The following is a 12,123-nucleotide window of genomic DNA, read 5'->3' as shown; positions in this document are numbered from 1 at the left end:
GACCGCCGGAGGTACCCGATGACCGCGCAGGACACCGATCGCCCGGTGCGCACATACGCCGGTTTCGTCGACGAACGACGCACCTACGCGTTCGGGCTGACCCCGTTCTCCTTCGCCGTCATCGCCGCCATCGTGCTGGTGACCTTGACGCTGATGTTCCTCACCGGCTCCGCGCTGGGATCACTGGGGCTCGGCGGCGTGCTGGTCATGTTGTGGGTGCCGTTGGTGCTCAAGGGGCCTCAGGGCAAGACCGGCTACGAGATGCTGCTCGTCCACGGACAGTGGCGGGGGCACCGCAAGGCGGGCCGCCACATCTACCGCGCCGGATCCTTGTCGAATCAGGCCGGCGGCCGCTCCCGGTTGCCCGGTATCGCCGCGGAGACCGAGATGTGGTGGGCGCTCGACACCAACGGTCACCGCTTCGGGATGATGCGTATGCCCAGCACCCACCAGTACTCGGTGCTGCTGCGTTGCCGCATCGGCGGCGCTGCCGGGAACGATCAGCACATCGTCGACGGGCTGGTCGGGTCGTGGGCGAACTTCCTCGCCATGCTCGGCCAGGTCCCCAACATCGCCGCGGCCGCGGTGACCATCGAAACGCTCCCCGACACCGGCGAACGCGCGCGAGCGAACGTCGACGCCATCACCCACCCCGGCGCCCCTGCGTCGGCCCGGGAGATCCTCACCGAACGGATCGCCGCGTCCGCGACGGGATTCCGGGTGCACGGGCGGGTGGCGATCACTTTCGACGCTGCCACCCCCGCGCAACGCAAGGACCCGATGGCCGCCGCGGAGATGATCGGGGCGCAGCTCCCGGTGCTGTACTCCCAGCTCGCGCACACCGACGTCACCGCCCTGCCCATGAGCGACAGCGAATACGCCGCCGTGGTGCGCCGGGCGTTCGACCCGGCTGCCGAGCCGGACATCGAACGCGCCCTGACCCTGGGGGAGTACGTCTGCGACTGGGCCGACGCCGGACCGATCACCGCCGAGGAGGACGCCGGCAAGGTCACCTACCGGCACGACTCCGGCGTCTCGCGGGTGTGGACGATGACCTCCCCTCCGTCGGGGTTCCCCACCGAGCGAGTGCTGTCCGGGTTGCTGTCCCCGAACTCGCAGGTTCCGCGTAAGCGGGTGACGGCGATCTTCCGGCCGTACTCCCCGGCCGATGCCGCCAAAACGGTCGAAGGTGACTTCAAATCCGCTGTCGCAGCGGTCAACACCGCCCGCGGAATCGGTTCCGCCACCGCGGACATCGCATTGGAGTCCACGAACACCGCCCGCGTCGCCGAAGCACGCGGGCACGGGTTGGTGTCGATGTCGATGGTCGTCACCGCGACCGCCGAAACCGCGGACGAGTTGACCGCGCTCGATCCGGAGATGCGGGGGCTGATCTCCGGCGCCCGGATCACCGCCCGGCCGGCCTACATGTACCAGGCGGCCGCGTTCCTCGCCGGCCTCGGCATCGGTGTCCTGCTCCCCGACCACAGCACCATCCCCAAGTCACTGCGCGGCTGAATCGTTGCTGCCGCTGCGCGGCTGACGCCGCCGCATCTCCCCGTCCACCAGTAGGAGGTCTCATGCTTCGTTCCCTTCTCGGCCCGGTGTCCCTACGCCGCCGCATCTCCGACCTGACCGGGTCCGGTCAGCTTCGACCGGCGAAACAGTCCCGCTCGGTCACCGACCCGATGAAAGCCGCCGCCACCCGCCGCCGCATCGAAGCGAAAGCGGCCGCCAAGGCCGAAGCAGAGGAGGTCAAACGCGCTGTACGCGAACGGGACCCGTCCCGCACCGACCGCACGACCAGCGGGTGGCGTAAGGCGCTCCCTCTGCGCACCCGCGGGTTCGACGGCCGCGGCGGCGGCCGGATGTCCGTGGTGGACCGGCCCGCCAGCTTCCGGGCCACCACCGATCAGGCGTGCGGGCCGTGGCCGTTCTACGTCGGCACCGGCCACCCCCAGTCCGGGACACCTCTCGGTGTGGACCCCGACAGCGGTCAGGCCGTCTGCTACGACCCCGTGTCCGCGGTGTATCGCTCACCGCGCCAACAGAACACACCGTCTCTGTTCATCCTCGGACTGCCGTCCCTGGGTAAGTCCACCGTCGCCAGAATCTTGGTGGCCGGGGCGATCGCGCAGGGGCAGATTCCGATCATTCCGGCGGACCTCAAACCCGACGAAGCCGCGCTGGTCGAGTTCTACGGCGGTGTGGTGATCCGTCTCGGCCACGGCGAGGGGTACCTCAACCCGCTCGCCGTCGGCGCCCTCGGCTCGATCCTCCCGCTGCTCGATGAGTTCCCCGACGTGCGGCGCAAGGTCGCCGCCCAGGTGCTCCAGCGCCGACGCCGGCTGGTGTCGGGGCTGTGCGAGCTCGAACGCGGTGGCCCGCTCACCCAGTCCGAGTCGAACGTCCTCGCCGTGGCGCTGCGCGTCCTCGACGCCGATCCCCGGTTCACCCCGCAGAACCCGCCGCTGCTGTCCGATCTGTTCACCCTCATCGAGAAGGGGTCACCCGAACTGGCCCGCAAGACGATCAGCGTCGACGACCCGGGCAAGTACGCCGACAAGGTCGAAGGGCTGCTCGAGACGTTGATCGGTCTCCTCGACGGCGAGCTCGGCGAGGTGTTCTCCCGCCAGACCACCACGGCTCTCGATCTGGCGGGGGAGCGCCCGCCGGTCGCGGTGTGCGTCGACGTCTCGTCCATCGGCACAGAGGATCCGACGCTGGAAGCGGCGATGATGCTCGCTTGCTGGTCGGACGCGTTCGGGGCCGTCGAAGCGGCCCATGTTCTCGCCGACGTGGGCCTACGGGAGAATCGCACGTTCCTGGTGGTCCTCGACGAGCTGTGGCGGGTCCTGGCCGGGGGCTCTCAGATGGTGCTGCGCGTCGATCAGCTCACCCGCCTGACACGCACGATGGGAACCGCGTTGCTCATGATCACCCACACCGTCGCGGACCTGGAAACGCTCGCCACCGCCGTCGACATCAGCCGCGCCAAAGGCTTCATCGAACGCGCCGGGGCCGTCATCGTGGGCGGGTTGCCGACGCAGGAGATGGACAAGCTCGACGGCATCATTCCGTTCACCCGACAGGACCGCGATCTGGTGTCGTCGTGGTCCACTCCGGCCGGTATCGACGACACCGGCCGCGAACTGCCGCCGCCGGGGCGGGGGAAGTTCCTGCTGCGCATCGGCACCGCCCGCCGACCGGGGGTGGTGCTGCAAACAGTCATCACGGCCACCGAAGCCGCCGCCGGCTATCACGAGACGAACGCTCGCTTCGCCCACGTCGGCGGCGGCGGGCGGTGAGGGGCAAGCCGTATCCGGCGGAGATCCGCAACCGGGCGGTGCAGATGGTGATCGACCGACTACCCACGGCTCGTTCGACGTGGGCGGCCATCGAAGCGGTCGCCGCGCACCTGTCCCTGCACCCGAACACCGTCCGGTGGTGGTACCGACAGGCCCAGGGCGTCACGGACGAGCGGCCCCTGATGCCGAGCGAGCAGAACGGCGAGATCGCCCGGCTGCGGGCAGAACTCGTCGAAGCCCAACGCCTGATCGCCGACCTCGTCGGCTCGACCCACACGCACTCGGCAGAAGGAGTCATCGCATGAGCACAGGAAGAGGCGCGAAGAACCCGGGCTCCGGGGTCGACCCCGCGGTGGCCATGATGGGCGGCGCGATCGTCGTCGCTGCCCTCGCGTACGGCGGTGCGGAAGCGGCGCTGCGCCTGGGTGGCGCGCTGTCCGAAATCGACCAGGACGTGCCGGGATCACCGTTCGCGCTGGTGAGATCCCTGGCGAATGGGTCGTTGGTGTGGCCGACAGGTGCGACGATCATCGCCGGCGCGTTCGGGATCGTCGCCCTGGCCGTCATCGTTGCCGGCACCGTGTGGGCGCTGAAACGGCGCCGACGGGTCACCCGCGTCGACGACGCCGGCAGGTTTCTCGGCCGCCCGCGTGAGATGGCACGGCTGGGGGAGAAGGTCCTGCGGGCGGAGATCGCCCGGTTGGGGGATCCGGTCGCCGCCGACCGGCCGGTGGCGGCGCCGTTGGGCCGGTTGGTGCTGGGACCGAACACGTTCGGCATCACCCTGTGCGCCGGGCCGGAGGACGTCGCCACTCACATCTGGGGGCCACGGATGGGTAAGACGAGCTGCGTGATCATCCCGCAGCTCCTCGCCGCCCGCGGCGCGGTGCTCACCACGTCGAACAAGCGCGACGTCGTGGACACCACCCGCGCGTACCGGGCCGAGAAGGGCCCGGTGTGGGTGTTCGACCCGCAGGGTGTGGCGCAGGAGTTGCCTCGGTGGTTCTACGACCCGCTGACCTGGGTGCGCTCGGCTCGACCGTCGACGACGCAGGGCATCAACGACACGGCCGAGTCCGAGAGTCGCCGTGCGGAGTTGACGAAACTGTTGGGCGAGAGCGTCGTCTCGACGATGAACCGGTCGGCGCAGGAGACGAAAGCGGCGACCCTCGCCGGGATCTTCGCCACGTCGTTGACGGGGGAGAACACCAAGCGGGAACCGTTCTTCGACCCGATGGGGCAACGCCTGGTCACCGGGTTCCTCCTCGCCGCAGCGGTAGAGAGGTTGCCGTTGCCGATCGTCTACACGTGGGCGACGACCCCGGAGAACCAGGAACCGGTGCGGCTGCTGCGGGCGCACGGGTTCTCCCGGTGGGCGGAGTCGATGATCGCCCAGTACAACGCCCCCGACAAGCAACGCGGGGGAGTGTTCGCCACCGCGGCGAACATGCTCGGCGCCCTCGCGTACGCCGAGATCCACCCCTGGATCAGCCGAGTGGGGGAGCGCGACACGCGCCCGGAGTTCGACCCGGCCGTCTTCGCCGCCGAGGACGCACCGACGTTGTACTGCCTGTCGATGGAGGACGCCGCCAACGAGTGCGGCGCCCTGGTCACCGCGCTGACCGTCGCCGTCACCGACGCCTTGGTGGACCAGGCCACCGCCACCCCCGCGCAGGGGCACCTGCCGGCGGGCCGGCTGCGGGTACCGGCGACCTATGCGCTCGACGAGGCGGCGAATGTGGTGCGGTGGCGGCAGCTGCCGAACCTGTACAGCCACTTCGGCTCCCGCGGCATCACCGTCACCACCATCCTGCAGTCCTGGTCCCAAGGCGAGGAATGCTTCGGGCAGGGCGGGATGAAGAAACTGTGGGGCGCGTCGACGATCCGCGTCTACGGCGGCGGTGGGTCCACCGACGACGGCCGGTTCCTGGAGAACACCTCCGCCGCCCTCGGTGATCACTGGGAGATGAACCGGACCGTTTCCATTAACTCCTCCGGCCGGTCGTCCTCGCAGCAGCGGCAGAAGGTCCGCACCCTCCCGGCTGATGCTCTCGAAGCGATCCCCGCGGGGCGGGCGATCCTGCGGGCCGCGAAATGCCCACCAGCACTCGTCGAGACGATGCCCTGGTACACCGGCCCGTTCGCGGGCGCCGTTGCCGACGCGAAGACCCGCGCCGGCCAGGACCCCGCCGTGCAGATCAACGCCGAGGACCCGGATCCGGCGGACGCCACGTCGCTCCTCCCGCAGCCCACGAAGCATCCAGCCGTGGTTTCTTCGCCGACGGTGGCCTTCTCGTGAGCGACGAGTTCGACCTGGACGCCGACGACGGTCGGGACCCTATGCAGGACAGCGGCGCCCACGAGGCACGTGCAGCGGGGGAGCATGCCGACACCGAGGCGCGGGGCCCGTACTACCCGAACGCGTACAGGTTCTTCGCCGACTTCCTCGCCCCCGCGTACCGGCGCAAGACCATCGACCACCCGGCGATGCGGTGGTGCCCGAGCTGGTTCCTGCACCCCGAAGCGAGAGCCCGCGTCGACGCACTCTGGCGGGCATGGGAGTACCTGCGCCTCGACCCGGCTACCGGGATGAGCGTGTGGTGGAAGGACCACGCCGACCACCACATGTCGAGACTGCTGTCCCCGGACGGCACCTTCAAGGACTGCACCCCCGACCACCGGCAGGTGCACCCGCTACCGAGCATCACCATCCCCACCGAACTGCTGGCGCTCCACACCGCCGACTCACCCGTCTCACCAACCTGACGTCCGAGCACGTACCCGACACACCCTCAACTTTTGAACAGAGGAGCCCTCATGGCCGACGACGAACACGAACAGCTTTCCCGCCAGACCGGCATGGTCCTGCGCACCTCCATCCAAGTCGCGATGCAAGTAGCCGAGGCCCTCGCTCGCCGACGTGAACACAACCTCCGCACCGCGGCCGCCGCATCCGAGGCACACGCACGACCATTGACCGCCCGGCTCACCGCCGAACAACGCTCGGCAGAAGCGTTGCTGCGGAGAACCGATGACCGGCAGTGGTGGGTCACCGCCGCCGATACGCAAATCGTCGACGCCGTCCGGGTCGCGCACACCTGGAAGGACACATCTCCGGTCGCTGACCGCGCAGCGCACACTATCGAGGACCGGCTGCGCACCGACATTGGCATTGACCTCGCCGCGCTGCGTGACACCGTGAACACCGCTGCCGTCGCGGCCGCCGTCGAACGTGAACTCGCCGACCGAGCAGAACGCGAGAGTCGCGACCGTGACCGATCTGCTCTCGACGAACCGAAATCGCAGAACACTGGTACGACGCAGCGCATCCCGGTGACCGGTATCGACTGGGACACTGCGCAACGCCGCGAACACGACAGGGCAGCTTTCACTGGTGCAGGCGTGGACCCGGAAGCAATCGACGCGCACCTGCTCACCGATACCTCCAACGCCGCCGTACTCGACAAAACATCCATGCGCTTACCAACGAAGACGCCTACGGCGACACCGGGGAACCGGGGACAAGACGCCGATCGCAGCATGGACCGCGGTGGCAGATGAGCCAATCGTGCGGTGTCGTCGTGTATCGCTTGTCGAGGTCGGCTCGCCTCAGCAACCCCGTGTCTTACGGTCTGTTTCGACAACACCCCCGGTTGCGCAACATTTTCACGCATGCGCATGATTCCTACCGGGCTGGCCGTTGCATGTCCGACTCGACTGAGGCACACATGTCCCAACATTCAGGTTCGTCCGCCGCCTCTTCTGTGGGCCTCGACCTGCAGATGGCGCTTTTTCGCGCGTCGGTCTGTCGAGGGGATCTTGGGTCGGTCTCATGCTTATGTTCTTCTTTGCCAGCAAGGCATGATCCTTGACGTTGCCATCCTCGCCCTTGGTGGCGTGACGACAGCCCTCCACGTCCGCCAGGACGGACATTGGTCAATCAATCTTGACGAGGCCTCGCACGAGCTTTCCCGCGGCCAGGTCGTCGTAGGCGTCTGCAACCTGGTCGAGGGTGTAGGTGCGCGTGACGAGCCCTTCGATATTCAGCACACCGCGCCGATACAAGTTCAACACGTGGGGAATGCCGGTAATCGGGCTGGCGCCACCGTATTTCGACCCTACCAAATTCTTGCCGTTACCGTTGAGTATCTCGATCGGCATCAACGGAATGTGTTGAGAGGCGGTCGGGGGTGTGATTCCCGACTGCACTACTGCGCCGCCGACACGGGTGGCGCGATAGGCTTGCACCAGCCCATCCACAGACCCTGTACACACGATTGCGTGGTCGACCCCGCGGCCCGCGGTGATAGCTAACACATGGGCCGCAAGCTCGTCGTCCGACTCGATCGGGATGAGAATGGTCGCCCCGAATCCCAATGCAGCGTCGAGCTTGTTCCCGTGGTGATCGGCCACAATTACTCGTCGAGCGCCGGCAGCATTTGCCGCCTGGACGGCCGCACTTCCCTGGCCACCGGCGCCTACGACCAGGACGTCGTCCCCTGGTTGCACCTCGGCGGCATTCGCAACCGCTCCATGACCGCCTACCACACTGCACGAAGCGAGTGCCACAACATCGAACGGGAGATCGCGGTCGACGACAACTATGCTCGCCCGATCGACCACAGTCTGCTCGGCAAAAGCTCCGACCATGCAGAGCGACCCGACAGTCGCGCCAGCCGCGTCGCGTCGCCGGTAGGTGCCGTCGAACTGCGGCCCGTCGAAGATGCGTCTGCCTTCCTGGCACCGGTGGTGTTCGCCGCGGACGCAGAACTCGCAAGCACCGCACGCGGGCTGCCACAGGAAGGCGACGTGATCACCCACAGCGACGTCGGAGATCGCCGAGCCGACTTCTGTGACGACACCCGCGCCCTCGTGCCCAAGGACCATCGGTGTCATTCCCACCGGCAGTTCACCGAGTATGGCGTGCTGCTCGGTGTGGCATACGCCTACTGCTCTGACCTCCACCATGACCTCGGTCGCCGACGGTGGGTCGAGCTCGATGTATTCCACCGCCACCCTTGTTCCGACGCCCCGAAATAAGGCTGCCCGAACTTGTCTCGATGAAGCCCTCATGTCTGTTCGCACCGTGTTCACTTGAGGACCTCTCGGCGGCGCATCCATGCATCTATGACCGCCATTGTTTGCCGAAGAAACGGACCGTCGAACAGAAGGTGGTCCGCACCGGCTATCTCGACGTGGTCTGCGTCGCGATAGCGACGAGCGGTCGCGCTCGCGATTCGAGGGTGTACAGCTTTGTCGTCCCCAGCGCCGATGACCAACACCGGGCACGTGATGGCGTCGGTGTTCACACTGGCGGCACGGCGGGGGTCAAAGAACGGGAAGGTCATCTCGGAATACGCGCGGCCCGACTCGGCGACCGATTCTTTGTAGAGCTCAAGGACTCGACCGGCGTTCTGATGCTGCGCCGCAAGGCGGAAATGGGGCAGAGTCGGCATCAACGGGCGCCGCCATGGTGCGCCGAAACGCGTGAAGTGCGATCCCCACAACCGAATCATGTTGGGATACATAGCGAAGATGCCTGCTGCCGGGGCCGGAGCTGCCGCGACCACACCGGCGACCGCGGTACGCGCGGCGACCAATTGCGCCAGCAACCCGCCTAACGACAACCCCACTACCAACGGCTTCGAGTCCAGGGAGCGACATAGCGCGACCAAATCGTCCGTGTAGTCCAGCAGGCTCACACCCGCGATGCGCGACGCACCCACGTAGCGGGGGAGTTCGTGATGACGCAGCGTGGGGGTGTGCACCGTGAAACCTCGGTCAGCGAAGGCTTGTCGAGCCGGCTCCCACCAATTGCCACGACACCCGGTCCCGTGGATAAGCACCACATGGCAAGACGACATGAGCCGAATCTACCCAGATCACACGATTTGTCAATCGTTCGATTTGTCTATTCGCGTCGGTCCTTACGTTGGCTGATGCAACGTGCAGGTGCTGGGTTGAGCAATACGGTCGATGATCGCGCGGCATGCTGGGCGCCGCCCGGAGTTGCTGAGGGAGGCAGCCGACTACGTACTCGAACACGGTGTCACGAACCTGTCTCTGCATCCGCTGGCTGCGGCTTTGGGATCACCATCGCCGTCGTGCGCCAGTCCGGCTCCAACGAACAGCTGCTCGATGAGATGAGCCAGGAGATCAATAACGAGCTGCTCATCGAACTACACAGGCCCCTGCCCTCACGGACGAACCTCCCGTCGAAACGTTGCGAGTGGTGTGGCGCCGATGGCTCGACCCCGGGAAGTGGCGTCGGTTCCGGGCCATGTTCGAGCTCTCACCGCTGTCGTTCCATTATCCGGAGCAGTACCGATGGTTCACCGAGTCCGTCGTCAGGGACTGGCTCCCGCCGATCGAGGACCCGTTGGTTCGCAGCGGTGTTTGAGTCAGGCGAGGGCAGTCTGGGTTCGTCTCGCTCGTTCTCGCTCCACCCATGCCCCCACCTGTGCCCGAGAGCGAAATTCGAGCTTGGCCATTATTCTCTCGAGGTGGCCCTCCACGGTGCGGTGGGAGATGATCAAGGACGCAGCAATCTGACGGTTTGTCAGTCCCTGGGCGACCAGTGCGGCCACTTCCAGCTCCCGCCTCGTGAGCACCGACGGCTTCTCTGGGCTGGCAGTAGCCGGAACGGGAACTTCGTCGAGCGCGACATCAATCGCGTGCTCGACGGTCTCTACGGTCCAGTCCTTTCCTCGGGAATTGACCGGCAGGGGGCGGCGCAGCGCCGACTCCACCCGTTCTCGCGCCCGAACACTGTCGCGACGGATATGCGGTCCGAACGCCGCGATTGAGGTGCCCAGCCCGTCCCACGCAGACTGGGCCGAGTTGAACAAGTCCGCAGCACGGCGGTTCTCCCGCCGCCGCTCGGCGCACCAGGCCAACACCTCGAGCGACAGCGCTGTGCAGATGCGATCCATGAGGTCCCGTTGGGCGCGCAGTGCAGCGCGGGCGCGCTCAGTCGCTGCGTCGAGATCGTCCAGGTGAAAGTAGGCGACACTGCTAACCCACGAAGTGTAGGCATTCACCCACCGTTCGCCGTATTGCCCAGCCTGTGCTGTCAAATCGGCGCACGTCTTCAGCCCGTCGTCAGGACGGCCGTCATAGATTTGGGCGATCGCGAGTTGCATCATTGCGATCAGTGTCGCCGCGGGGTCCCCTGTCCGACGGTGACCTTCGATGGCCTGCGCGAAGTGGTCGATAGCCTCTGACGTGTGACCGGAGAACAGTGCTCGTAGGCCGGTGAAGTGGTCACAGTGCGCAAGCAGGACGGCGTTGCTGGTACGTTCACCGATGTCGCGGCACTCCCGCAGACATGCCGCCGCGCCCTCTCGGTCCCCCTGAAGGAGAGCGACCCAAGCCGTCACCCACAACACGTCGCCGCGCGCGGAAGACTCGTCACCTAGAGCTGCGCTGACGCGATCCAACCAACCGCGCGCTCCGTCGAGATCGCCGTCTGCGATCCAGTGGTATCGCAGCGCAACCACCAGTTCGGCAGCGGGAGTCAAGTCGCGAATTTGGATAGACCAGTCGACGGCAGCAATCAAATTGTCGTGCTCAGTGCGCCAGCGGGCTGCGAGCTCGGACTGGCCCGCCCCGAACCACGACGCCGGTTCCGCTGCTTGCGCGGCCATCCCCAGGAAATAGTCTCGGTGCCGTCGCCGCACTTGTTCCGCCTCACCGGATTCGACGAGCCGGAGCGACCCGTACTCACGCAGAGTCGTCAATTGTCGATAACGTACGGTCCGACCGGACTCGACGACATCGACGACCGACTTGGCGACAAGACAATCCATCAAATCCAGAATTTGATCACGGGGCAGGTCGCCGAACCCGCAGATTGCCTCGACTGCATCGATGTCGAACCGGCCAGGGAACACCGCTAGCCGAGCCCACAAACGTCGCTCTGGCTCCGAACACAGATCGAAGCTCCACTGAATGACGGTACGCAGGGTTTTCTGGCGTGGAACCACATTTCGACCGCCCATGGTCAGCAACCCAAAACGTCGATTCAACCGTTCGACCACCTGAGCAGCAGAAAGAGAACGCAATCGCGCAGCGGCGAGCTCTATCGCCAACGGAATGCCATCTAGGTCGGTGCATAGCTTCGCGACGTCGTCGGCATTGCTGTCGGTGAGTTCGAAATGGGGGGCGACGGCCCGAGCACGATCCACAAGCAGCGCCACTGCGTCATGTGTGGCGATATCAATGACCGTTCCGCCGGCTACCACTCCCGGGGTGTCGAGCGGCGGGACGAAATAACAGTGTTCGCCGCTGACGCCCAGCGGCTCGCGACTTGTCGCTAGCACGCGGACGTCGGGGGCAACGTCCATCATTGCTGTGACGAGATCCGCAAGAATATCGAGCAGATGCTCACAATTGTCCAGAACTACAAGCGCGTGACGCTCGCGAAGGTGGCCGAGGAGTTGAGCTCGAGGATCCCCGCCGGGCGATACGCGGAGAGACATCGCCGCAGCCGCCGTCGCGACGACGGACTCACAACGGCGAACGGACGACAGGTCGACCCAATACACCCGGTCCTGGAACGACCGTGAGAGCCGGTCGGCTATCTCCGCCGCCAACCGTGTCTTTCCGACCCCACCAGGCCCGAGGAGAGTTACGAGTCGCGCCTGCTCGAGGAGGCGACGTACCCCGGACATCTCGTCGCGCCGGCCGATGAAAGAGGTCGCGGCATGAAGCCGCAGTATTTCCGTCATCGACCGACAACTCCTTCCGCCGAAAGGCCGGCCACCCGACTGTACGTGACGGCTAGTGACCTGGAACACAGGTGCTATGGGGGTGT

9 protein-coding genes are annotated in these 12,123 nt (G+C 66.4%); 6 read left to right on the top strand and 3 right to left on the bottom strand.

The window, feature by feature from the left end:
- Nucleotides 1–18 precede the first annotated feature (18 nt).
- The 6 genes from QE397_RS00390 to QE397_RS00365 all read left to right on the top strand — a co-directional run bounded on the left by QE397_RS00390 (nt 19) and on the right by QE397_RS00365 (nt 6,869).
- Nucleotides 19–1,518: an SCO6880 family protein gene (locus tag QE397_RS00390; RefSeq protein ID WP_307090946.1), complete on the top strand. Its 1,500-nt coding sequence runs from the start codon at nt 19–21 to the stop codon at nt 1,516–1,518.
- Nucleotides 1,519–1,580: 62 nt separating this feature from the next.
- On the top strand, nt 1,581–3,308 hold the full coding sequence (locus QE397_RS00385; protein WP_307090943.1) for a hypothetical protein: 1,728 nt from the start codon (nt 1,581–1,583) through the stop codon (nt 3,306–3,308).
- Nucleotides 3,305–3,613, top strand: coding sequence for a transposase (locus QE397_RS00380; protein ID WP_307090941.1), 309 nt, complete (start codon nt 3,305–3,307; stop codon nt 3,611–3,613). Before QE397_RS00385 ends, QE397_RS00380 begins: the two co-directional genes overlap by 4 nt.
- Nucleotides 3,610–5,607 (top strand): type IV secretory system conjugative DNA transfer family protein, encoded by a 1,998-nt coding sequence (locus tag QE397_RS00375; protein ID WP_307090940.1) that lies wholly within the window; start codon nt 3,610–3,612, stop codon nt 5,605–5,607. Before QE397_RS00380 ends, QE397_RS00375 begins: the two co-directional genes overlap by 4 nt.
- On the top strand, nt 5,604–6,074 hold the full coding sequence (locus QE397_RS00370) for a DUF4913 domain-containing protein (RefSeq protein WP_307090938.1): 471 nt from the start codon (nt 5,604–5,606) through the stop codon (nt 6,072–6,074). Before QE397_RS00375 ends, QE397_RS00370 begins: the two co-directional genes overlap by 4 nt.
- Before the next feature lie 51 nt (nt 6,075–6,125).
- Nucleotides 6,126–6,869, top strand: a complete 744-nt coding sequence (locus QE397_RS00365; RefSeq protein ID WP_307090936.1) for a hypothetical protein — start codon at nt 6,126–6,128, stop codon at nt 6,867–6,869.
- Nucleotides 6,870–7,244: 375 nt separating this feature from the next.
- Here the strand turns inward: QE397_RS00365 and QE397_RS00360 are convergent, their stop codons facing one another.
- The 3 genes from QE397_RS00360 to QE397_RS00350 form a co-directional block, all read right to left on the bottom strand.
- Nucleotides 7,245–8,318, bottom strand: a complete 1,074-nt coding sequence (locus QE397_RS00360; protein WP_307090934.1) for an alcohol dehydrogenase catalytic domain-containing protein — start codon at nt 8,316–8,318, stop codon at nt 7,245–7,247.
- A gap of 80 nt (nt 8,319–8,398) precedes the next feature.
- Nucleotides 8,399–9,172, bottom strand: a complete 774-nt coding sequence (locus QE397_RS00355; protein ID WP_307090931.1) for an alpha/beta fold hydrolase — start codon at nt 9,170–9,172, stop codon at nt 8,399–8,401.
- Between the two features lie 537 nt (nt 9,173–9,709).
- On the bottom strand, nt 9,710–12,037 hold the full coding sequence (locus QE397_RS00350) for a LuxR C-terminal-related transcriptional regulator (protein ID WP_307090929.1): 2,328 nt from the start codon (nt 12,035–12,037) through the stop codon (nt 9,710–9,712).
- Nucleotides 12,038–12,123: the final 86 nt, after the last annotated feature.

Origin of the sequence: Rhodococcus sp. SORGH_AS_0301 (assembly GCF_030818285.1) — a bacterium.
In the GTDB taxonomy this organism is placed as follows: domain Bacteria; phylum Actinomycetota; class Actinomycetes; order Mycobacteriales; family Mycobacteriaceae; genus Rhodococcoides.
Note: the sequence above shows the minus strand (reverse complement) of the source record. Positions and strands in the feature narration are given on the sequence as shown.